23 protein-coding genes are annotated in these 22,599 nt (G+C 61.7%); 9 read left to right on the top strand and 14 right to left on the bottom strand.

The window, feature by feature from the left end:
• Positions 1–36 precede the first annotated feature (36 nt).
• On the bottom strand, positions 37–1,266 hold the full coding sequence (gene queG, locus VIH17_00515) for a tRNA epoxyqueuosine(34) reductase QueG (protein ID HEY4681714.1): 1,230 nt from the start codon (positions 1,264–1,266) through the stop codon (positions 37–39).
• Between the two features lie 174 nt (positions 1,267–1,440).
• Here queG and VIH17_00510 point away from each other — a divergent pair, with 174 nt between their 5' ends.
• From VIH17_00510 to VIH17_00500, 3 genes are all read left to right on the top strand, one after another.
• The gene (locus tag VIH17_00510; protein HEY4681713.1) at positions 1,441–2,559 is read left to right on the top strand and encodes an MBL fold metallo-hydrolase; all 1,119 of its coding nucleotides are present in this window, start codon (positions 1,441–1,443) and stop codon (positions 2,557–2,559) included.
• Positions 2,560–2,597: 38 nt separating this feature from the next.
• Positions 2,598–3,836 (top strand): hypothetical protein, encoded by a 1,239-nt coding sequence (locus VIH17_00505; protein ID HEY4681712.1) that lies wholly within the window; start codon positions 2,598–2,600, stop codon positions 3,834–3,836.
• Positions 3,837–3,989: 153 nt separating this feature from the next.
• Positions 3,990–4,571 (top strand): CDP-alcohol phosphatidyltransferase family protein, encoded by a 582-nt coding sequence (locus VIH17_00500; GenBank protein HEY4681711.1) that lies wholly within the window; start codon positions 3,990–3,992, stop codon positions 4,569–4,571.
• Positions 4,572–4,664: 93 nt separating this feature from the next.
• Here the strand turns inward: VIH17_00500 and leuD are convergent, their stop codons facing one another.
• The 4 genes from leuD to VIH17_00480 all read right to left on the bottom strand — a co-directional run bounded on the left by leuD (position 4,665) and on the right by VIH17_00480 (position 8,280).
• The gene (leuD, locus tag VIH17_00495) at positions 4,665–5,285 is read right to left on the bottom strand and encodes a 3-isopropylmalate dehydratase small subunit (GenBank protein ID HEY4681710.1); all 621 of its coding nucleotides are present in this window, start codon (positions 5,283–5,285) and stop codon (positions 4,665–4,667) included.
• Positions 5,286–5,327: 42 nt separating this feature from the next.
• Positions 5,328–6,746 (bottom strand): 3-isopropylmalate dehydratase large subunit, encoded by a 1,419-nt coding sequence (leuC, locus tag VIH17_00490; GenBank protein ID HEY4681709.1) that lies wholly within the window; start codon positions 6,744–6,746, stop codon positions 5,328–5,330.
• A gap of 73 nt (positions 6,747–6,819) precedes the next feature.
• Complete coding sequence (locus VIH17_00485; GenBank protein HEY4681708.1) at positions 6,820–7,677, bottom strand: MBL fold metallo-hydrolase; 858 nt, start codon at positions 7,675–7,677, stop codon at positions 6,820–6,822.
• A 75-nt stretch (positions 7,678–7,752) separates the two neighbouring features.
• A complete protein-coding gene (locus VIH17_00480; GenBank protein HEY4681707.1) occupies positions 7,753–8,280 on the bottom strand; it encodes a helix-turn-helix transcriptional regulator in 528 nt (175 codons plus the stop codon).
• A 217-nt stretch (positions 8,281–8,497) separates the two neighbouring features.
• Between VIH17_00480 and VIH17_00475 the strand changes: the two genes are divergently transcribed.
• A complete protein-coding gene (locus VIH17_00475) occupies positions 8,498–9,091 on the top strand; it encodes an HDIG domain-containing metalloprotein (GenBank protein ID HEY4681706.1) in 594 nt (197 codons plus the stop codon).
• Here the strand turns inward: VIH17_00475 and VIH17_00470 are convergent.
• From VIH17_00470 to VIH17_00460, 3 genes are all read right to left on the bottom strand, one after another.
• A complete protein-coding gene (locus VIH17_00470; protein ID HEY4681705.1) occupies positions 9,070–9,807 on the bottom strand; it encodes a hypothetical protein in 738 nt (245 codons plus the stop codon). The genes VIH17_00475 and VIH17_00470 overlap by 22 nt on opposite strands.
• Before the next feature lie 129 nt (positions 9,808–9,936).
• Complete coding sequence (locus VIH17_00465; GenBank protein ID HEY4681704.1) at positions 9,937–11,562, bottom strand: methylmalonyl-CoA mutase family protein; 1,626 nt, start codon at positions 11,560–11,562, stop codon at positions 9,937–9,939.
• Positions 11,559–11,825, bottom strand: a complete 267-nt coding sequence (locus tag VIH17_00460) for a hypothetical protein (GenBank protein HEY4681703.1) — start codon at positions 11,823–11,825, stop codon at positions 11,559–11,561. The genes VIH17_00465 and VIH17_00460 overlap by 4 nt, the downstream gene beginning before the upstream one ends.
• A gap of 272 nt (positions 11,826–12,097) precedes the next feature.
• Between VIH17_00460 and VIH17_00455 the strand changes: the two genes are divergently transcribed.
• Positions 12,098–12,460, top strand: a complete 363-nt coding sequence (locus VIH17_00455) for a hypothetical protein (GenBank protein ID HEY4681702.1) — start codon at positions 12,098–12,100, stop codon at positions 12,458–12,460.
• Positions 12,444–12,815 (top strand): hypothetical protein, encoded by a 372-nt coding sequence (locus VIH17_00450; GenBank protein ID HEY4681701.1) that lies wholly within the window; start codon positions 12,444–12,446, stop codon positions 12,813–12,815. The genes VIH17_00455 and VIH17_00450 overlap by 17 nt, the downstream gene beginning before the upstream one ends.
• Positions 12,816–12,904: 89 nt before the next feature.
• Here the strand turns inward: VIH17_00450 and VIH17_00445 are convergent, their stop codons facing one another.
• Both VIH17_00445 and VIH17_00440 read right to left on the bottom strand, forming a co-directional pair.
• Positions 12,905–14,161, bottom strand: coding sequence for an ABC transporter permease (locus VIH17_00445; protein ID HEY4681700.1), 1,257 nt, complete (start codon positions 14,159–14,161; stop codon positions 12,905–12,907).
• Between the two features lies 1 nt (position 14,162).
• Positions 14,163–15,398, bottom strand: coding sequence for an ABC transporter permease (locus VIH17_00440; protein HEY4681699.1), 1,236 nt, complete (start codon positions 15,396–15,398; stop codon positions 14,163–14,165).
• A 156-nt stretch (positions 15,399–15,554) separates the two neighbouring features.
• Here VIH17_00440 and amrB point away from each other — a divergent pair, with 156 nt between their 5' ends.
• The 3 genes from amrB to VIH17_00425 all read left to right on the top strand — a co-directional run bounded on the left by amrB (position 15,555) and on the right by VIH17_00425 (position 18,660).
• Positions 15,555–16,358, top strand: coding sequence for an AmmeMemoRadiSam system protein B (gene amrB / locus VIH17_00435; GenBank protein HEY4681698.1), 804 nt, complete (start codon positions 15,555–15,557; stop codon positions 16,356–16,358).
• 82 nt (positions 16,359–16,440) lie between these two features.
• Positions 16,441–18,153, top strand: coding sequence for a trypsin-like peptidase domain-containing protein (locus VIH17_00430; GenBank protein HEY4681697.1), 1,713 nt, complete (start codon positions 16,441–16,443; stop codon positions 18,151–18,153).
• Positions 18,154–18,408: 255 nt separating this feature from the next.
• Complete coding sequence (locus VIH17_00425; protein HEY4681696.1) at positions 18,409–18,660, top strand: hypothetical protein; 252 nt, start codon at positions 18,409–18,411, stop codon at positions 18,658–18,660.
• 123 nt (positions 18,661–18,783) lie between these two features.
• On the opposite strand, the gene VIH17_00420 is transcribed toward VIH17_00425, so the two are convergent.
• From VIH17_00420 to VIH17_00405, 4 genes are all read right to left on the bottom strand, one after another.
• Entirely contained in the window at positions 18,784–20,439 is a 1,656-nt protein-coding gene (locus VIH17_00420) for a FecR family protein (GenBank protein HEY4681695.1), read from the bottom strand.
• A gap of 52 nt (positions 20,440–20,491) precedes the next feature.
• On the bottom strand, positions 20,492–21,178 hold the full coding sequence (locus VIH17_00415) for a hypothetical protein (GenBank protein ID HEY4681694.1): 687 nt from the start codon (positions 21,176–21,178) through the stop codon (positions 20,492–20,494).
• A gap of 21 nt (positions 21,179–21,199) precedes the next feature.
• Complete coding sequence (gene ruvC, locus VIH17_00410; GenBank protein HEY4681693.1) at positions 21,200–21,736, bottom strand: crossover junction endodeoxyribonuclease RuvC; 537 nt, start codon at positions 21,734–21,736, stop codon at positions 21,200–21,202.
• A 103-nt stretch (positions 21,737–21,839) separates the two neighbouring features.
• Positions 21,840–22,599, bottom strand: a 760-nt coding sequence (locus VIH17_00405; GenBank protein HEY4681692.1) for a YebC/PmpR family DNA-binding transcriptional regulator, incomplete at its 5' end; no start/stop codon positions are given.

Here is a 22,599-nt window from a genome sequence, read left to right as displayed (position 1 = left end):
GCCCCGCCGCCGCTACAGGGGCACCTGTAGGTACGTTCAGGCTCCAACGAACCGTTTCAGGGCCCAGCGGGCAGCTTCGGATAGGACTACGTCCTCGTGCTCCGCAAATTTCCGCAGAATGGGCACAAACCGAGCATTTCCGGAATTTCCCATCGCCACCAGGATGTTTCGCAAGATTCCTTGTTTCCGGGCTCGCTTCAAGGCGCTGGCGCGGAATATCTGGCGGAATTCCTCTTCGCTGAGCGAAGCGAGCCACTTGAGCGATGGCGAAAAGAGGGAAGCGCTATCCGCGGACGAGGAAGAGTTCACAGCTTGTTTCTCCATCCCCACCCTCGCTCCCTCGGCTCCGCTCGGGACAAGTTCGCAAGGATGGGCCACCCTCCGATTTTCGTCCCGACGCTTCGGGATCGAATTTCGAGTTTCGCTCTCGGCCACAGGCGTTCGCGGAAGAAATTCTGGCGCACTGCTCACCGGCGACTTCCGATTCCACGGGCATACATCCTGGCAGATGTCGCAGCCGAAGACCTGCCGGCCCATCGGGGCGCGAAATTCTTCCGGGATTGATCCGCGCAGCTCGATTGTCAAATAGGAAATGCACCGCCGAGCGTCGAGCACATACGGCTCAACAATCGCACCGGTGGGACAGGCATCAATGCAGAGACGGCAGTTGCCGCAGAGGTCGGGCGGCGGGCTTGCTCCCGCCGCATCCGCCCCGGACGGAGCCGGCGAGGCAGTCGGCGACAACTCCAAGCTCGTCAGGATCACTCCAAGAAAGAGCCAGGAACCGAGCTTCTCGTTGATCAAACAAGTATTCTTTGCCAACCAGCCGATTCCGGCGTACTTCGCGGCAACGCGTTCGACCACCGGCCCGGTATCCACGTAGGCCCGCGCCTCAAAAGGTTCGGCAAGGCTCGCGCGCAACGCCGCCATCACTGCCTCGAGCTTCTCCATCAGGATACCGTGGTAGTCCTCGCCCCAGGCATAGCGAGAAATCCATCCACGCTCAGGGTCGAGCGGAACTTCAGTCGAATAGGGGCGGTCCGTGTTGTAATTCAGGGCGCAGACGATAATCGAGCGGGCCGACGGCATGACCTGCCGCGGGTCGTTTCGCCGCGGGTCGGTGAGATAGCGCATCTCTCCCGCATACCCGCGCGCCAGCCATTCCGGCAGGTTTTCGAGTTCCAGCAGGCCTTCGACCGGCGCCACGCCCCAGGCGTCAAACCCGGCGGCAAGCATCACCGGATCCAGGATCTCTCTCGCGTCCATGGAAAGGATTGTACCGGTCGCCGTGGCGACCTGCCAGCCGACCCGCTTGACAGTTGGCTGGCGATAGTCAAAAGCCCGCCGGGCTTATTTGTTTCCTTTTAACCTGGGTGTTATACTTCGGTTGCTTTATCAGGGACCCTCACACAGAAATTCCAACATCGCGAGAGCCAGTCCGTGCGAGCCAGACTAACTTCGCCCGGTGCCGTGTGGCGCGGGGCTCCGGCCCGGGAGGCAGCTGCTCCCGCGGTCAACGGCGCGGGCGAGAGAGGAAGACACCGGCTCGCCACCCGCGCTCTCCTGGCAGGCGCACTCTGGCTGGTATTCGTCCAGCCGGCCCGCGCCGCCACCGTGCAGGGCGACATGAAGATCTACGTCCTGAACGTCGGCCAGGGCGATGCCATCTTGATTGTTTGCCCCCACGCAACCCATCGTATGCTGATCGATGCCGGCGCTCGCGGCTACCCCAATAGCCAGAAGGCCTTCCAGCAACAACTCAGGCAGCTTGTTCCCGGGCAGCAACCGCCCCTGCAGGTGGTAATCGCCTCTCATCCGCACGATGACCACATTGCCGGCCTTCACTGGGTCTTGCAGACTTTTAAGGTCGGCAAATTCGTGGACAACGGAAAAAGCTACACCAAAACCTTCAAAAAAATTCGCACCCTGGCCAATCAGCAGAAAAAAGCGGGCACGCTCCAGTACATTCCCGCCGGCAAGTCCCTTTCCTCGATCGCCGATTTTTGCCCGGCGACAAACCTCCACGCCGAGTTGCTTGTGCCCAAAGGCTTTGGCAAGGCGAAGAACGTCAACAACAACTCGGTGGTGGTGCGGGTGAAGTATGACAAGCTGAGTTTTCTCTTTACCGGCGATGCCGAAAAGGAGGAGGAAGCCCAGCTCCTCGCTGACCCGTTGATCAAGCCCCGCCTGGGCGGAGCGGCCTTCTACAAGGTGGGCCACCACGGCGCGGAGACTTCTTCCACGCACGATTTTTTGAGCCAGATGAGGCCGCAGTGGGCGGCCATTTCGAGTGGACGGAAAAATATTGGCAAAAACAAAGGTTATCGCCACCCTCGTGCCCTCACTCTTGGGGCGTTGCTGGCCGTGATCACGGCGGATGCCGACAAAGAAATCCGGACAGTTGATGCCGGGGAGAGCGCCAAGGGCGAGTGGACCACGGTGAAGATTCATAAAAGGATTTATCTGACCGCGAAGGATGACTCGATTCTGTTTCTTTCCGACGGCCAGACGGTGCGCCAGCAGCCCGCCGGCCTGGCCAATCCGATCGGCCCCGATTGATAGCCGATGCGCGCTGCTCCAGCGCGGAAGGAGGTCTTATGGCAACTCCTGGAATCCCTGCTTCTCGTGGTGGACGCCCGGCGCGGGGTGCAGCCGGAGCTGCTGCCAACGCCGAACTGGCTTTACTCCAGCGAAAGTTTCGGGAACAGGAACAGGCCTATCAACAATTCGCCGCTCAGGTGGGGCAGCTCCGGGGCATCACCCGGTTGCTTGTTCAGGCCTGGCTGGCCGAAATCCGTCTCATGATGGCGCAACTCGAGCGGCGGCTTCAGCAATTGACCGCCTCCTCCAACCGCGCCGGCATGGACGCTGCCTGGCGGCGCTTCTGGAATGTTCTGTCGGCGCTCAGCCCGGGTGACCTGCAATCAGTGGGCCGGCGGCTGCTGGTGGTCTCTCTATTTCTTTTGCTGCAGATCGCTGCCGGCATTGGTTTGCTCGGTTACAGCGTTCGCCTGTTCGGGCGGTTCGACCCGCAGACCGCGCTTACGCGAGAGCAGTGGGAAGAACGAGGCCATGCGCGGGCGGAAGTCCGCCGCGTGCAGATCGTAATGGCACGCGCCGCTGAGGAAACGAAACAGCTTCCTCCGGCATCTCCGGTGCCGGGTCCCCAACAAGAAGGCGGGCAAGCAGCGGGCGCAGTCGCTGCGCCAGACACCAGCCTCCTGCGCGGCGAAGTGGAGGCGCTGGCCTCCACCCTTTCGGAAATGCGGCTGCCCGAGCGCGACCTGCGTCTCGCCAATTCGTGGCTGGAAAACGTCCTGGGCGACCTCAATAAGGAACCAGCCGATCTGGCCGATGCCGCCAAGATCCTGACCGAACTTGAAACGGCGTTGGCGACGTCGGCAGAGCCTCCACCAGCGCCCGTTGCCCTGATCGTACTGGGAAGTTTGCTCGGGATGATCACGATTACCATCCACCTCAACTGGAAGTTTCGCAGCCGGTGGAACACGCTGGGGTTTATGCCGTGGTACGTGACGAAGCTGGTCGGTGCGCCGGTTATTTCCCTGGCGGTGGTCGGTCTTCTGTTTCAGGTTTCGTTTACGGCTGACTTGGCTGCCGCTACCGATATTTCAGCGCTTGGCTTGCGCGGAGCTTCCCCCCTGCTGATCTTCGCTGTCTCGATCATCACCGGGCTGTTCAGCAACAAAATGTTTGAATGGCTCCGCGGTTTGGCCGGCGCCCGAGTGGCCACCATGCGTCCACCCGCGCCAGCCGCGACCGCTTCAAACGGCGGCGGGGAAAGCGAAGACAATTCCTCCGGCCGGCCAACCCCCTAGCCGCCACCGTTCCACGAAGAATTTTTCTTGGCTAACGACCAGGCCGGGCGGCGGCGCGGCACGCCCGGCTCCTCAGCCGCAGCGTTGACATCGGCGGGAGGCGCGGCTATATTGCCCCGTCCCGATCCCGAGGCTTCGGGATCGGGATGCCTCATGACCACCCGCATTTTTACCGCTGCCAACCAACTCACCCTCCTGCGCTTTGTCTTCCTTCCTTTCTTCATCATTGCCATCGAATACGGCCACTACCGCTGGGCTCTGCTCATCTTCGTTATTGCCGGTCTGACTGACGGGTTGGATGGGCTGCTGGCGCGCCTGTTTCACCAGCAAACCGACATCGGAGCCTTTTTGGACCCCATCGCCGACAAGCTCTTGCTTTCTTCCGCGTTTATCCTGCTGGCGGTGAAAGGCAAGGTGGGTTGGTGGCTGACGATCCTGGTGCTCAGCCGCGATCTGCTCATCATCGCGACGGTGGCGATCATTGTTTTGTTTTCCGACTACCGCCGGTTTTCTCCGAGTCTCTACGGCAAGATCAACACCGGCGCCCAGATCCTGGCGGTCCTGGTGGTGATGGCAGCGGAGGTGGCGCAAACGCCGCCCCTTCACTCGACGGGCCAGCTCTTGCTCTATCTCGCCGCCGCCACTACGGTGATTTCCGGAGTCCACTACATCTTTTCCATCGCCCACCGGCTGCGAGTCCATCCGAGTGCCGGCAGTCCGGGCTCCACGGGTTAACGCGGGGAAGCGCTCCCGAGCTGCTTGATTGCGGATTGCGCTGGCGGATGACCGCGCCCTTCCGGCAGGACGCCGTCCAAATTGTCCCACCGATCAAATGTCGCTGTCGCCGTGCATCACCGTCGAGGGTCGGTGCTTTTTCTCGTAGGCGGCGATCTCGTGCTCGTGTTCGAGTGTCATCCCGATGTCGTCCAGCCCTTTCAGCAGAGACTCTTTGCGGAACGGATCGATGGAGAAAGAAAACTTCACACCGGATTCGTCCGTGACGGTCTGGCTCTCCAGGTCAACCGTTAACCGATAGCTTTCGTTCCGCTCGGCGCGCTCGAACAGCTTATCCACCTCGCTATCGGCAAGCGTCACCGGCAGGAGGCCATTCTTGAAGCAATTGTTGTAGAAGATGTCGGCAAAGCTCGGCGCGATGACGACGCGGAAGCCGTAGTCCAGCACCGCCCAGGGGGCGTGCTCGCGGCTCGAACCGCAACCGAAGTTGGCCCGCGTCAGCAGGATGGAAGCTCCCTGGTAGCGTGGCCGGTTGAGCACAAAATCGGGGTTGGGCACCTCCCCTTCCAGGTAGCGCCAGTCGTAGAAGAGGACGCGCCCGAAGCCTTCGCGCGTCAACCCTTTCAGGAATTGCTTCGGCACCATCTGATCGGTATCCACGTTCACCCGATCGAGCGGCGCCACCACTCCGGTATGTGTCGAGAACGGCTGCATCACTACCCTGCTTCTCTGCCTCCTTGGCTCGCTGCCTCCTTGCTATTCGGTTCCGCCCACGTCCCATTCGCGGATGTCCACGAAGTGGCCTTCGATCGCCGCCGCGGCCGCCATGATCGGGCTCACCAGGTGCGTCCGACCGCCCTTTCCCTGGCGCCCTTCGAAATTGCGGTTCGAGGTGCTGGCGCAGCGCTCCCCGCTCGGGAGCACATCGGGATTCATCCCGATGCACATGCTGCAGCCGGCGTCCCGCCACTCGAACCCCGCCTCGAGAAAGATCTTGTGTAGCCCTTCCTTTTCCGCCTGCGCCTTCACCTGCATCGAACCGGGAACCACCAGCGCGTTCACCGTGCGCGCCACTTTCTTGCCGGCCACCACCCGCGCCGCCGCCCGCAAATCCTCGATCCGCGAGTTGGTGCACGACCCGATAAACACGCGATCGAGCCGAAGGTCGGCAATCCGCGTCCCGGGCTCGAGCGCCATATATTCCAGCGCTCGCTCGGCCGCCCTTCGTTCCACAGGATTCGAGAAGGAACTCGGATCGGGCACGCGCCCGGTCACATCGGTCACCATTCCCGGGTTTGTGCCCCAGGTCACCTGCGGCGCAATCTCCTCCCCATTGAGCTCAACCCTGCTGTCATAGACCGCTCCGGCGTCGGATACGACGGACTTCCACGCCTGGACCGCCATTTGAAAATCTTTTCCGTGCGGCACGTAGGGACGCCCTTCCAGATAGGCAAACGTGGTATCGTCGGGCGCGACCATTCCCGCCCGGCCGCCAGCCTCGATGGACATATTGCACACCGTCATCCGGCCTTCCATCGTCAGGTCGCCGATGGCCTGTCCGGCATACTCGAACACATGGCCGGTGCCGCCGGCAATGCCGATCTTTCCGATAATCGCCAGGATGATGTCTTTCGCCGTCACACCCCGCCTCCGCTTCCCATGCACCCGCACCAGCATTGTCTTCGACTTGAACTGCGGCAGGCACTGCGTCGCCAACACGTGTTCGACCTCGCTGGTGCCGATGCCGAACGCCAGCGCCCCGAGCGCGCCGTGCGTCGAGGTATGGCTGTCGCCGCAGACAATCGTTTGCGCGGGTTGGGTGATGCCCAGTTCCGGCCCGATCACGTGCACGATGCCCTGGTTTTTGCTGGACATATCGAAGAGCCGCACTCCGGTTTCCGCGCAGTTTCTGGCCAGCGCTTCAAATTGCTTGGCGGCGACCGTGTCCAGGATAGGCAGGTGCCGGTCTTTGGTGGGCACCGAGTGGTCCATCACGGCGAACGTCAAATCGGGTCGCCTCACCCGCCGCCCCGTTTGCCGCAACCCGGTAAAGGCCTGCGGTGAAGTTCCTTCGTGGATCAAATGCCGGTCAATGTAGATGAGGGCAGGCTGGCCCGGCGTCTCCTGCACCAGGTGGGCTTCCCATATTTTTTCGTACATTGTCCGTGGCGTCATTGTTCAGGAAATTCCATTCTAGCAAGGGTGGCGGCCTCCGCCAACCCCCGCTTTGCCCGCCTGCGGATAGGAGTCAAGCAGCTTTTTTCTTGAGGAATGCCCGAACAAAATTGCGCCGGGAAAAGTGGCCTCCGGTGAAAAAGCGCCAAAAACGATCGCCTGAGAAAAGTTTTCCCGCGATAGCCGCTTCACTGAAGCCCTCCTGGTGGAGAGCAAGCACCCGGCCGGCAAGCTCTTCGAGGAACGCCAGCTTCCTCGCCAGCATCCGGCGGCCGTCTTCCACCTGCCCGCGATGCTGGCAATAGATCTCGCGAAAGTCGAGCGTCAAGAGCCTGCGGAGCGAATCCATCAAAGCATAGACGTCCTCATCCGCGCGCAGATAGCGCAGGTAGGGACCCAGATAGAGATCGCCGGTGAACAGCCAGCCTCGGTTGGGCTCGAACAGCGCCACGTGGTCCTCGGCGTGACCCGGGGTGTGGATCACCTGGAAGCGAAGCTGCCGGGTCGCAATCTCCGGCCCAAGCGGCTGAGCTAGGGCGGCCTCAGGCGTGCCCCAGGCAAGGCGGCGATAGAGATGCAATCTCTCTGGCGGGTGAGCGAGGCGCGGGATGGCGGTGGAATGAGCGAACAGGGGAATTCCCATGCGTCGAAGCGTGGCGTGGTTGCCGACATGGTCCTCGTGGTGATGAGTGGTCACCGAGAGGCGAATGGCAAGTTCCCTGGACAGGCGAGCGAATTCCCGGGAAATATTCGGCGGGCCAGAGTCAAAAAGCAGTCCGTCCACCCAGAAAACGCCGGTGGTATAGAGCAGGCGGCCGAAGTACCGCCGGGCCATGCGAAAGTAGCGAATCTCGCCGTACTCGACCGGTTCGATCACGGGAAGATCCGATTCTTCCAGCCGGACCTTGTCCTGTTCCGAGTGCCGTTCCAACTGATTGCGCCTATTGCGAGCGACTCCAGTTTAAACAAGTTGGAACGGCACAAGCCGGCTGACGCGGCGAGGCCGTCAGTTCGGCCCCAAAGCTGCCAGTTCCTGCATCTTGCGCAGCACGGTGGACCACTGCATGCCGTCGAGCCGGCGCAGATACGGCCGCAGCTCAGCGATGAAGTAATCGTCAAGCATCGATCCGTTGACCGGCGTGAAGAGCTGAGCCATGGTCACCTGCAGCGCCGCTGTTACCTTCTCCAGCGTGGCCAGCGAGGGTGTCATCTGCCCGGACTCAATCCGCGAGAGATAAGACCGTGAAACACCCGAGCGCGCCTGAAGGTTGCTTTGCGTAAGCCCGCGGCGTTCCCGCAGCCGGCGAATCATCCGGCCGATGTTCGCCACCGTATCGCGGTTCAGATAGCGGCGCAGCATTTCTTGCGTCGCCTCGGGCAGCGGTGGTGGCACGGGTGGGCTGATCATCTCGGGCAGCACCGGCTCGGGCAAGTGTACCAAACACCGGCGGCAGAGGTTGTTGCGGGTGCGAAACTGGACTAATCCACAGGCTTTGCAGCGAAGCGTTTCACGCTCAAGCGTCGTTTCGGCCATGCGTCCCCCGAGGTTGTCTCCTGGCCGCAAACGGATGCTGCAAATCTGGAGGAGTCGAATGGCGCGTATTGTGTGTTGTTCGTAACCCCCTGTCAAGCCCCATTTTGCCTCTTGAGGGAATTTTCACCGCTTTGGTGGGTCTCTTTTGACTCTGGTACAATGCCGCTTTTGACGACGAGCGACCCCGGCACGGGCCGCCTGCCGGGCGGAAACGACCATGTACGATCGCGCTGCTGTCTGGGAATTGCTCTGTGAATTCACCAGGAACGAGAATCTGCGCAAGCACGCGCTGGCGGTCGAGGCCTGCCTGCGCGCCTACGCTCGCAAATGGGGAGAAGATGAAAACCTCTGGGGCGTGGTGGGCCTCATCCATGATTTTGATTACGAGCGCTGGCCTGACGCGCCCCATCATCCGGCCGAAGGCTCGAAAATCTTGCGGGAACGCGGCTGGCCGGAAGAAATCATTCGCGCCGTCCAATCACACGCCGATTACATGAATGTGCCGCGGGTGAGCAAGCTCGAGAAAAGCCTCTTTGCTTGCGACGAGCTGGCGGGGTTCATCACGGCCTGCGCGCTGGTGCGGCCGAATAAGAGCATCATGGAGCTGGAGGCCAAGTCGGTGACGAAGCGGTTCAAGGACAAGGCTTTTGCCCGCTCCGTGAACCGCGAGGATATCTTGAAGGGCGCCGAAGAACTGAGCGTGCCCGTCGAGGAGCACGTCGCCTTCTGTATTCAAGCGATGCGCGGGATTGCTGACCAGCTCGGCTTGAAAGGCAATGCCGCCTGTGCTCAAACGGGCGCGGGCGGCTGATTTTTCATGGCCTTCTCCGTTTCTTCCCGCGACCACCCAAAGATACGCGCCAAATCCCGAGCGGCCTTCCCGGGCCGGGATTCGAGGTACTTCGCGGCGATCCTGGCTCGTGCGGTTTCCTTCGGGATTGTTCTTGCCCGCGCCACCTGTTTCGGAAAGGCACGGCACGTCAATTCATACTTCCCCGAGGGCCACGCAGCCGTCTCCTGCTCGGTGCCGAAGTGGACGATGATCAATTTTCTTTGCAGTTCCTCAGCCGCTTTCTTGAAGCGGACGTTTCCACTCTTGCCGGCCAGGCCGCAGGCGTGGCGCAGCTCGAGAACGGCCAGCGGCCCATGCTCGGCCAGCGCTTCCCAGACCGCTCTCGCTGTGGGCGAGATGCGGCCGGCCTCAAAAAAACCTTTGAACTCTCCGGGCGAAGTGGGAGCATGGTGCAGCGCCAGAAAGGAGGGAAGCATCTCGAGCGATATGAACGTGCCGCGCCCGCGAAAATACTTGGCAAAAAAGGCGCGTCGCTGCCTCGGCAACTCGTCTTTCCACGTCCAGCAGCGCTCGATGTCCTCGTTCCACATCGGAATCTTGATGCGGGCGTTGCCGACCACTTCATACAGGCTCGGCATGTCCAGACCTTTTGTCGGAAAAAGCAGGCAGAAGCCAACGCGGTTAACGTAACCGAATGCTTCAGCGGCGGTGCGAACTTTGGCGCGAGCGCTCAATGGGCTGCCCCGAGCATTTTGCGGAAATAGAATAGTGGATTGGGTGGCCGCCTGGAGAGCTGGCGTCTTTTCCGGAGATTCTTTGATGTGCGATGTAGAATCACCCTCCGTCTCAGGAGACCAGCGCCCCTACACCACGATCGTCTCGCGATACTCGCCAAACACGCGTCGAAGAGTATCCGCGATTTCACCGACGGTGGCGTAAGCCTCGACCGCGGCGAGAACGGCGGGCAAGAGATTTTCCTCGGTGAGCGCCCGGCACTCGACCTCGGCAAGAGCGGCCTCGACAGCGGCGGCATCGCGTGATGCACGCAGGCGGCGCAAGCGCTCGACCTGGGCCCGCTCGATCTCCGGATCGATGCGCAGAATTGGGATGGGCTTATCTCCTTCGGTGGTGAAGCGATTCACGCCAACGACCGTCTGTCTCGTGTCTTCAATGGCCCGTTGGTACTCGTAGGCTGCCTGCTGCACTTCGGTTTGAATGTAGCCCGTCTCGATCGCTCGCAGCGTGCCTCCCATCGCTTCCATCCGGTTGAGGTATTCGGCAGCGCGGCGCTCGATCTCATCCGTCAGGGCTTCGATGCAGTAAGAGCCGCCGGCCGGGTCAACGGTGCTGGTAACCCCGCTCTCGTGCCCGATCACCTGTTGCGTGCGAAGAGCGAGCAGAGCCGATTCCTCGGTCGGGAGGGCGAGTGCTTCGTCCAGAGCATTGCCGTGGAGAGATTGGCAACCGCCGAGGACGGCGGCCAGCGCCTGGAGGGTCACGCGGACGACGTTGACATGCGGCTGCTGCGCGGTCAGGGTGGCGCCGGCCGTCTGCGCGTGGAAACGCAGCATCATTGAGCGAGGGTCGCGCGCGCCAAACTCTTCCTTCATGATGTGCGCCCAGAGCCGGCGCGCCGCTCGGAATTTGGCTACCTCTTCCAGAACGTTATTGTGCGCGCTGAAGAAGAAGGAAAGTCGCGGCGCAAAATCATCGATCTCGAGTCCCGCCTCCAGCGCCGCCCGAACGTAAGCCTTCGCGTTTGCCAGCGTGAAGGCAACCTCCTGGACAGCGGTGGAACCGGCCTCGCGGATGTGGTAGCCGGAGATGGAAATCGTGTTCCATTCGGGCAGCGTGTCTTTACACCAGCGGAAGAGATCGGTGACGATCCGCATCGCCGGTTTGGGCGGGAAAATGTAAGTCCCGCGGGCAATGTATTCTTTCAGGATGTCATTCTGCACGGTGCCGGAGAGCTTGAGCAGATCGGCGCCTTGCTTTTTGGCGATGGCAACGTACAGGCACAGCAGGATCGCCGCGGTGGCATTGATGGTCATGGAGGTGGAGACGCGCCCAAGCGGAATGCCTTCGAACAGCGTCTCCATGTCTTCGAGCGAGGCGATCGCCACGCCTACCTTGCCAACCTCGCCGGCGGCCAGGGGATGGTCGCTGTCCAGGCCAATCTGGGTGGGAAGATCAAACGCCACCGAGAGCCCGGTCTGGCCCTGTTCCAGGAGATAGCGGAAGCGACGATTGGATTCTTGAGCGCTGCCGTAGCCGGCATATTGTCGCATGGTCCAGAGCCGGCCGCGATACATCGTGGGATAGACCCCGCGAGTGAAGGGAAAGACTCCGGGCTCGCCGAGCTTCTCACCCGGATCGAAATCACCTCGATTGGCAGGCGCATAGCACCGGGCGACTTCAATGTGCGAGGTGGTCTCGAACTTTTGCTCTTGCTCGGACGGTTTCTTTTCAACCTTGCTTGGTTTGTTCACTTTACCCGCCGGGCGCTGCGAAACGAAGAAATCGCAAAAATCAGCATCATCAAGGAAAATGCCGCGCTCAACCCGAAGCGAAGCCAGTGGTAGGCCTCTTGAGAGGAGTGCCGCCATTCGCGGATGGCGGCTGCGCCGCCCATAAACGCCAGGACCAGGAAAAGCGCTCCGGTGATCTCGTGGAACAAGGCGCGCGCCACGCGCCAGAGCGATCGCGCCACGCCCCAGCCCGCGCCAAGCGCAGCGTTGAAAATCCGGCTCATGGCGGCCATGCCGGCTATCTTAGTGGCTCGCGCCGGCAGGCGCAAGCCGGGTGAGTCGCGCCTGGTGCCCGGCCCTGTTGAACCACGCCGCGCCATGAGGGAACAAGCAAGCCGGCGGGAGAGGCAACGATGACAAATCCCGTCACCTCGACAGACCATTGACCCATTGCCTGTAACTGGCCCCCCAAGATTGGTACTCCCGGTTCCTTGACACTGCGGGAAGTCGGCACGTAGAATGTCGCTTGGTGGGACGCGACGGGGGGAGGAGACACTTGCGGCTCGATGATCGCCTGAGGCAACTTCTCCGCGAACTGGGTAAGGCCATCAACGAATCGGTGTCCGATTCTGACCAAGTCGCTGATGTAATCGGTACCATCCGCGCGTCCGGCTACGACATTTTCCTGGTCCTCGACGCCACCATTGGCTTGAGCAAGCGCCCCGAAGATGCCTCCCTCGTCATCACCAGCCAGGATAAACGCTTCCTCAAGCGCCTTCACATTCGTCTCGACGATGAAGGTCAAGCGACCGTAGATGCCGACGCCGAACCCCGCCAGAGGCGGGGCGATGGAATCACCTCCCAGGACATGAAGTTTCTGCGTTCGCTCAAGATCAGCCTCGATGAAGACGCAAAATAGGCTTTCCGCCGCCTGGCGGCTGGCGCAAATCGCGCTTGCTGCCGCAATTTTCTTGGGCCTTCCCCAACTACAGTTGGCGCAACAGCCGCCTCCTATCAAGCTGAAGACTCCCAAGACGAAGCTCGAAGTATTTCGCGGCACTGTTTTGAGCATGACTCGCGCCGCCATCATGGTGCAGGGCAAGGACAATCCCTACGCCGTGCGCACCTTCACCTACGATCCCAGGCTGTTGCCGAAGGTTGAGAAAATCCTGGACCGCGGCGGCTACCAGCACGGCGACAGAGTCAGCGTGGAATTCCTTCCGGGAACGGACACGGCTGTCAAGATTCGCGGAAAGCCTTCGAGACCTATCTAGCCTCTTCTTTCCCGCCTCAATCGGCTTTTCGATGGAGTTTGTAGCGCCGGTGGCGATGATCTTTGTCACCCGGGGCATTGCGCGTAGTGCTATTCGTAGCGCAAGGCTTCAACCGGGTCGAGGCCGGCGGCTTTCACCGCCGGATACACGCCGAAGAAAAGCCCCACGCTTACCGCGAGCATCACGCCCGCCGCAACCGCCCAGGCCGGCACCACCGACGGCAACTTGGGCGCGAGGGCGTTGATGAGGAGGCTGAGGCTGATGCCGACGAGGATGCCGATGACCCCGCCTATCCCGGTCAGCGTCATCGCCTCGGTGAGGAACTGCCAGGTTACGTCACGCTTGCGGGCGCCGATGGCCTTGCGCACGCCAATTTCGCGGGTGCGTTCGGTCACCGAGACGAGCATGATGTTCATCACCCCCACTCCGCCCACGAGCAGGCCGATGGAACTGATGACCACCATGGCCAGGGCGATGGCTCCGGTAATATCCTTGAATTGCTCGACGATCTGTTCGGCGCTGGAGATGCCAAAGTTGTCCGGCTTGTTGTAGGGCACGTTGCGGCGCCGGCGCAGGAGCGTCCGGATTTCATCTTCGGCGTCGCCCATCTTACCCGGATAGGCCTCCGCGCCGATGAAATGGTCGTCGGCACCGGGGTTGTTCTTGCGATAGGTGAGGTAGGGCACCAACACCTGCTTATCGGCTGACTCGTCGCGGAAGAACTGTCCCTTGCGCTTCTCGAGCACGCCGACCACCTGATAGGGCACGCCATTGACCAGAATGGTTTTCCCCAGCGCGTCTTGGTTCAAGAAAAAGGCCTCGCCGATGTCGTGGCCGATCACTGCCACGCTCGCGCGGTGCAAGTTTTCCGCATCGGTGAAGAAGCGGCCTTGGGCGATGCGCGCGTTGAGGACGTCCTGATAGACGGGCAGCGTGCCGGTATGCTCGACCTGGAAAACCTCGTGACCCTTGTAGCGCACATTGTCCACGTGTGGCGGCTGCATGCCGAAACGATAGAAGGCTTCGGCCACCGCCCGCTTCACCGAAGGGCAGGATTCGGCAATCGCCTCCATGTCCTCGAGCGTAAGCGGCTTGCGCATCCGCTCCTCGTTGCTCAACCGACCAATGTGAATTCCGGGACTGAATTTGTAGATGAACAGCGTGTTGGTGCCGTAGTCTTCGAGGTAGTCGGCGACGTCCCTGCGCAGGCCCTCGATGATGGAGCTGACCGTGATGACGGTGGCAGTGCCGACGATGACGCCGAGCAGGGTAAGGAAGGAGCGCAACTTGTGGCTGCGCAACGTGTCGAGCGCCATGCGCACATTTTCAGCAACGGGCAAGGGCATGCTATCCCTCAAACCGCAACGCTTCGATCGGGTCGAGCCGCGCCGCCTTTCGCGCCGGATAGATGCCGAAGAACAGGCCAACGCTGGTGGATACAAACAACGCCAGAAATACCGCCGCCACCGGCACCGCCGTCGGAACCGACGTCGTCATGGCCACCAGCCACGAGATCATATATGCCAGCGTCACCCCGATCGCGCCCCCCACTGCCGACAGCACCGCAGACTCCACCAGAAACTGGAGCAGGATGTCCCGCTTGCGCGCGCCCACCGATTTGCGGATTCCGATTTCCCGGGTGCGCTCGGTGACGCTGGCCAGCATGATGTTCATGATGACGATGCCGCCCACCACCAGGAAGATGGAGACCACGCCGACGGTGGTGCGAGCGATGGCGTCGGTCAGTTGATGCCACAGGTCCATCACCGAGGCGGAGGCAATGATGCCGAAGCTGTCCGGCTCGTTCGGCTTCAGGTGGCGCCGGCCGCGCATGATCCATCGAGCCTCGTCTTGCGTCTTGGACATGATCTCCGGGCCCCGGCTCTGGACGTTGATGGTGAGGCTCCGGTTGGTGCCGTAGATCTTCAGGAAGGTTTGAATGGGGATGTAAACGAAATTGTCCTGGGACTGGCCGAACACAGTGCCGATGCGCCTGGCAAGCCCGACAATCAGAAAGGGTCGGCTGTCCACCAGGATGGTCTTGCCGAGCGGGTCCACACCGGGGAACAGGCGCTCGGCTACCTCGGCCCCGATGACCGCGGTCATGGCGCGATGCCGGTCGTCGCTATCGCTGACATAGCGCCCGGCGGCAACCTCTTCCACATCCATCTCGGCGATGTTGGCGGTGACCCCGCGAATGTTGACGTCGGCCAGGTCACGGGTGCCATAGCGAGCGCCGCCGTAAAGGCGAACCTCCAGGCCGACGGCCTGAGCCAGCCGCATGCCGTCACGTACCGCTTCGTAGTCCTCCCAGTTGATGTTGCGGTTGCGCCGGGCGGCTTTGAAAAATTCCTCAGCGTCGGTAAGGATGGGAAAGCGGGTGATCAAGAAGACGTTCGACCCCATGTTGGCCACCCGGTCGGCGATGTAGCGGTTCATCCCCTCGATGACTGAAATCACCGCAATCAACGTGGTCACCGAGATGATCACCCCGAGCAGCGTCAGGAACGACCGCAGCTTGTGCGCCCGGAGCGCTTCCAGCGCAATGGTCACCGGCTCGCGTAAGGCCAGTCGCGGACGCACCTGCTCCCTCCTGCTGCAATCAACGTATCGAACCCCGGGAAAGTTTCTATCTTGCATGAAAAAGGGGAGCTTGAACACAAGGTCGAAGCAGCCTGCCACGCTTGACACCTGTAGGGTCAGGTCATACGATACGGGGCAGGCTGCTGGAGGTGTGCCGTGATACGTCAACCTGCCGTAGCCGGCCGTTTCTACCCCGCTGACCCCGAAAAACTGATACACGACCTGGATCGCTTTCTCGTTGCCAGCGCCGAGAGGACGCGGGCTCTTGGCTGTGTGGTGCCCCACGCCGGCTACCTCTATTCCGGTCATGTGGCGGGCGCCGTCTTTGCCCGCATGCAGCCGGTGGAACGCTACATCATCCTTTGCCCGAATCATACCGGGTTGGGCGAATCGCTGGCGATCATGTCCTCCGGAGCGTGGCAGACCCCGCTCGGGGATGTGCCGGCCGACCCTGAACTGGCTGCCGAGCTGAAGAAGGCTTGCCATCTGCTTGCCGAAGACGAAGCTGCTCACCGGTTGGAGCATTCGCTGGAAGTACAATTGCCTTTTCTCCAGCGCCTGCACAGGCAATTCCATTTTGTTCCGATTGCCGTAGGCGTGAGCCGTTTTGCGCCGCTGGAAGCGCTGGGCGAGGCCATTGGGCGGGTGCTTGCGGCATCCAAGGTTCCGACCGTCGTGGTTGCATCCTCGGACATGAATCATTACGAGAGCGACTCGGTCACGCGGGTGAAAGACCGCAAGGCGCTCGACCAGATTTTGGCTCTCAACCCGAGAGGGCTTTACGACACCGTTCGGAGCGAGGGCATCACGATGTGCGGCTACGGCCCGGCAACGGTCATGCTCACGGCAGCCTGCCATCTGGGTGCCACCACCGCCGAGCTGGTCCGCTATGCCACCAGCGGCGACGTCACCGGCGAGCGCGATGAAGTGGTGGGCTATGCCGGGGTCGTTGTTTCCTGACGCGCTGGCTTTTCTTCCAGGCATCCAACAGCAGGGGTGAGTCGAAGCTGCGTCGGGAGCATCTACCTATCCAGGAACGGGCATGCCGATTCGTCTTGTCCATCTCTCCGGCAGCCATCGCGGGCGTGCGGTCACGCTGAAAGAGCGCAAATTCTCGCTGGGCAGTTCCCGGAAGTCCCGCGTCCGCTTTTCCACCCGGCTTGACGCCCCTGTCAAACCCCACCACGCCGACATTGAATTCGTGGACTGCGAATATCTGCTCCGCGACCGGAGCGCCGGCCAAAGTTTTTTGAATGACCAGCAGGTCGAAGAGATTTTCCTTCGTGAAGGCGACATGATCGAGCTGGGGATGGGCGGGCCGCGGCTCCGGGTTCACATCCTCCCCGATGGCCACTGTATCCCCCTGCGCGAGATCATGCGCGACACCGCCGCGCGTTCCACGATGGTTTCCGGCGGCCGCCTGCGGCGCGGCTGGTTTGCGGCGCGCGATTTCACCGAACATTTCTTCCGCTTTGCCTCGCGCCGGCAGCGCTGGAGCGTCCAGGGAGCCATGCTCGTTGTCATTCTGGTTCTGCTGGTGGCGGGCGTGCGTGGATTCTTTGTCCGGCGCAGCCTGGAGAGACAGTTCAGCAACCTGATCGTTCAGGTGCGCGCCGAGCGCACGCGGCAGCAGGCGCTGATGGAGTCGGTGGAACGTGAGCGGCAAGAGTGGATGGCCACAGCGCAAAAGGAGCGCCGGCAATTCCAGCAGCAACACGAGCAACTGCTGGCCAGTCACGAGCGCCTGAAACAGGAACTCGAAGGCGCTCGAGCAGCCGGAAGCCGCAAGCCATCGGAGCTGGCGCGTCTGGAAGCGCAGTTACGAAGCACTCGCGGCGCCATCGCTCGGCTGGAGGAGGAACGGACAGCGCGTTCCATGATCATCCAGCGCTATTCCCACAGCGTTTGTCTGATTGCCGGGCGATTCCATTTCGTCGATTCGAACAACGCGCCGCTGCGCTTTGCCGGGCTGGACAGTTCAGGCCAACCTTTGCGCGACGCCCAGGGGAACGTCGTTTTTTCCGTGGAGGGCACCGGGCCGGTCTTCAGTATCACCTATTCGGGAACGGGCTTTCTGGTGAGCAGCAAGGGACACATCCTGACGAATCGCCACGTGGCGGAGCCCTGGTGGCAGGACGACGACGCGGCCCGTTTCCGCAGCCTTGGTTTTGAGCCCAGGCTCACCCGTTTTGTGGCGATTTTCCCGGACGTGGGGGAGATGTTGGATTTGCAAACGGCGCGAGTTTCCGTTCAGTCCGACGTGGCTGTGGTCCGCCTGGAGATGGAGAAAGCGCCCCCTTCTCTCAAGCAGCTTTCCCCGGTGCCGCTTGAGCTGGATGAAAAGGCGACGGCAGCCGGCGATCCGGTCATCTTGCTTGGTTTTCCCACCGGGCTGGACGCCGTGCTGGCCAAGTTGGATCTCGAAATGGCGCGGGAGGTGGTTCGCTCGAATAACGAAGATCCTTTTCGTATTGCCGCTGATCTGGCGCGGCGGAAGATGCTCCGGCCGTCCACCACCCAGGGGCACTTGGGGGACGTTCTGCCCAACAAGCTTGTTTATGATGCACTCACCACATCGGGGGGAAGCGGCGGGCCGCTGTTCAATCTCCGGGGACATGTGGTCGGCATCAACTTCGCCATCCTCGAGCAATTCAGCGGCACCAACTTTGGCGTGCCAATTCGCTTTGCCCTTGAACTCTTGCATGAAGCCGGTGTCACCCGCGCGAGCTTGGCAGAAGCACGCCCGCTCCATTAGCGCCTCCGACCCGATCGGCTTTCTCCACTCCGTTGGCGGCTTTATTCGGGCTGAGGTGCACCAACCTCTGGCCGGTTTCCACCAGTCGTCGGCAGGTGTAAGCCCCAAAAGGTGGTACTGTACCTGCCCGAATGCTTCAGCAGTCCGACTAATTGCTACGCGGGCGCAGTCCGATTTCCTTTGCTTACAACAAATCACAAATTATGGACAGCCCGGAGAGTGATTTGCTCATCCAATAAAGTGGAAGACAGGAAAATGGTGAGCAGAGCCCAACTCGAACGGTTCACCGAGAGCATCCACCGCGAACGGAAACCAGAAATGGCCGGACTGACCGGATTCCACTTGGAACCGGATGGGAGCATGCTCCTTGAGTTTGACCTCGCGCAGGCCCGGCTTCAGCTTGACTCAGAAGCGCAGCTCAAGGACGGAGAGGCAGCCCCGACGGCTCTAGTAGCCCTTTGCCACGCTACCTCACTGGTGCTTCCCACCTCCCCGCACGCTCGTTAACACGCCTGCCCGGCCACTTACTTTGGCGTGGCCTGCCGCAGGCAAAAAAGTTCTCCGGCAGCGCAATGCCTCTCTACCGAGCGCCCTGTCGCGGCGAGTTTCTGCGCCTGATGAGTGGGAGCATTACTCGTGTGGTCGCGGTGGCGACGAAGGCCGGGGTGTTCCACCCGGAGAAGCCGGCCGCGAAGCCGGCGGAGGGGAAGGCCGGGGCGAAGCCTGCGGTTCACCCGAAGGTCGCGGTGACGCCGATGGCCTGCCTGAATCGGGCGAGCTCCCACCGCGGCCGCGCATCTCGCCTCGATCAAAGTCTCCCTGGCCCCGCATTCGAGGCATTGCCTCTTGCGAGGGCGGCATCTTCACGCCGCTCCTGCGCTCCTCGACTGCTTTGAGCAGGCCGGGCGCCATGACTGAGCCGGGGGCTCGCTCCCGGGCAGACTCGCGGGCTCGAGTGAGATCGGATTCGCGCGCCTCTGGATTGGCGATGAACCGCCGCTCCCGCGGGTCAAAGACAAATCGTCCCGAGGCTTCGGGACTTGCTGAAGGGTGCTGACCGGCCGTCCGCGCAGCCGTTTGCCTGGCCGCTGACTCGATCGCCAGTCGGCGCATCTCCGGAGTTTGCGCCAGCCGGTCCATGAAGGTCGCGCGCATCACATCTATTCCCTCAACATCGGCGATGCGCTTGTTCGGCCCGCCGGTCGCTACCCCCTCGGGAGTATTGATGACGGTGCCCGGCGGCAAGCCTCCCGCCGGGGCTGCGGCAGTTGGGGGCTGCCTTGCCGGTTGCCTAGGCGCCCAACCAACATAGTTTCCACAATTGATCCAATTAACCGGCCCCGGTGAAAACCAACCAAAATACCCCGGCACCCAGGCCCAGCCATAGGGTGTCAGCAGCCAGCGGCCATAGTGATAGGGCAGCCAGCCCCAAGGCTCGTAAGAAACCCAGGTGTAACCCAAGCCAGGCACCGAGTCCCAGAAGCCGTTGAAAAAGGGCGACCAACCGGCTGCCGCATACGGCTGCCAAACATAACCGTATCCCGGATAGGAGAACCACAGGCCCCAGGCATCGAGCGAGCTTGCCCCGTAGGTCAGGCGAGCGGGAAGGTAGCTGCGACTCTCCGCGATCTCGATCGTCTCCTGGCGCCGGCCGCTCCAGCGATCCCATTCGTCCGGTGCGGGGGCTTGCGCCATTTCAATGGCCCCGGTCTCTTCCGCGCGAATCACCGCCGACTTGCCCTTGGCCAGGATGACCGCACTCCCGCGGGCATCCAGTGCTACTTTTCCCTGCCGCACGATCACTGCCGACTCGTTTCTGTAAACATCCAGACGAAATTGGGCTCGTTTGGAAACGGAGAGTTGAACCTGGGGCGTGGTCACCTGGAAGCCGTCGGCCTTGCCCAACTTGACGTAAAAAGTCGCCGTGCCTTTTTCAAGAGCAAGATGAGTCACCCGCCCGCCGTTCCCGCGCAACCCGAGTTCCGTCATGGCCAGGCGAGAATTTTGCGCCAGGCGAACGATGGCATCGCTTTCGAGTTCAACCTCAGCGATGCCCTCCGCCGTGGCCAGCGTGGCGCTGTGTCCCACCGGATCGTTCAGGACGGCCTTCCGGCCATCGCTTTCGCCCGCGCGGGTCAGGAAGACCTGGCCCTCCACCAGGCTCAGCCGGATGATGCGGACATGGCTGTAGCCTTCCTCCTCAGCCGGCTGCGCCGAGGCGTAGGGACAAATGGAAAGCGCAAGAAGGACGAAAAGCATGCTCCCCACGAAGGAGTTCCGGGCCATCGAGACCTCCCCGGGGCAAAAGGCCCCTTTTCAAACGGATGCCAAAACCACTCTAAGGTTTGCTTGCATTGTAGTCCAGTTGGAGCAGGCTGGCCAGCGCCCGCGCCCTCTTGCGGGCGATATCCACGTAACTCGCGTCTGCTCCGATTTCGAGGAGCAGCGGGACGAAGGGGGCGGCATCGGCAATGCGCTGGTTGCGGAGGTCAACCTCAAACTGCCGGAGGGCATCAACGAGCCCCAGCCGATCGTGCTTCATGGCGTGCTGGATTTGTTCGAGATCGAGCTGTTGTCGGGTGAGCACTTCAAAGATTTCGGCGAGTTGAGTTGCTGTCGGGTTGCTCGTGTAGTTGAAGGAGGTCTCGTAGTCTTCTTCGCCACGCTGATAGCGGAAGCTCTTTTTCCCAAGGTTGGCTATCTTTCGGTGCCAGTCAAGGGACACGCCTCGGAAATTCTGCAACCGGGAGGAAAGATCGAAAATTCTCCGAGTCAGATGCATGGGCAGGCGAAAGACCCGGGGCCGCGCCTCTTCCGCCATGCGGCGAACTTCATATTGTCCCGCGCCGTCTTCTCGGACCTCGATCCAGACATACTCGGGCGAGCTGCCCGGAAAAAGTTTGGAGTAGGTAATGGTGGCGGGAGACTGCGGGGTCTCGTCTGACTGCGTCACGCCCGCATCGGGCGCTCGGGCGGCGGTCACTCCCAGGGAAAGAACCAAAAGCCAGAGATAGGAACGCGTCATATCTTGCCTGATGCCGGATGACTACCGCGAGCCCCGATTGGATCGGGGCGAGCCCTCCGCCGCGACGGAGGCGGCAATTTTTTTGTGGGTCGAGGCCGTATGCAAATGACAGAGGGCCACCGCGAGGGCGTCGGCGGCGTCATCCGGCTCAGGAATCACTTCGAGCTGCAAAAGTTGCCTCACCATCCGCTGCACCTGGCATTTCTCCGCCCGGCCGTAGCCGACGACCCCTCTCTTCACCTCAAGCGCTGAATACTCGCTGACAGGCAAGCCGGTCTCGGCGGCGGCCAGCAACGCCACCCCCCGCACCTGAGCCAGCTTCAGCGCGCTGCGCACATTGACGGCGCTGAAAACCGCTTCAATGGCCATAGCCTCGGGCGCAAACCTCTCCGCCAGGGTTTTCAATTCGCGGTGAATCTTTTGAAGCCGCTGTGGCAACTCCCAGGAAGGACTGGTGCGGATGGCACCGTAGGCCAGCATCCGGCAGCGGCCGCCCGCCAGCTCGACAATGCCGTAGCCGGTGCTCGCCGTGCCGCAATCGACGCCCAGAACCCGCATCCGCCGTCCCGAAGCCTCGGGAGGCCATTCGCCCCGATAGGAGTGCCCGGCTTCAGCCCGTCATGCATCCCGGGATGAATCCCGGAACTCCTGTCGTAGCCCCTCACATCGGGGCGACCGCCTCCTGGATTTCTTTCTCGCTGATGTCGAAGTTGGCGTAAACGTGCTGGACGTCCTCGTGGTCTTCCAACTCTTCCATCAACTTCAACATGTGGTGCGCCTGGGAACCTTCCAGGTGCACGTAGTTCGCCGGCAGCATGGAGATTTCGGCTACCGCCGGGCTGCATTGATTGGCGACGAGCGCGTTACGCACCGGTTCAAAACTCTCCGGCGGGCTAATCACTTCCCAACTCGAACCATCGTCGCGGAGGTCTTCTGCGCCGGCGTCGAGCACAATGCCCATCAGCTTTTCTTCGGAAGCCTTTTCCTTGGGCACAACCAGATAGCCTTTTTGAGAGAAGAGCCGCGCCACCGAGCCCGGCTCTCCCATCTTGCCGCCAAAGCGGGTGAAGATGTGGCGAATTTCGTTGACGGTGCGGTTGCGGTTGTCGGTGGTGGCCTGAACAATCATGGCCACCCCGCCGGGCCCGTAGCCCTCGAAGTGCACTTCCTCGATCGCCGCCCCTTCAAGCTGGCCGGTGCCGCGCAAGATGGCGCGCTTGATATTGTCCTGAGGCATATTTTCCTGGCGAGCTCCCAGGATGGCTGTGCGCAGCCGCGGATTGGAGTCCGGGTCGCCGCCGCCAATGCGCGCCGCAATGCTGATTTCTTTGATCAGCTTGGTGAACACCTGGCCGCGACGCGCGTCAGCCGCGCCCTTCTTGTGCTTGATGGTTGCCCATTTCGAATGGCCGGACATAATA

The organism is Candidatus Acidiferrales bacterium, assembly GCA_036514995.1.
Classification (GTDB): Bacteria; Acidobacteriota; Terriglobia; order Acidiferrales; family DATBWB01; genus DATBWB01.
Note: the sequence above shows the minus strand (reverse complement) of the source record. Positions and strands in the feature narration are given on the sequence as shown.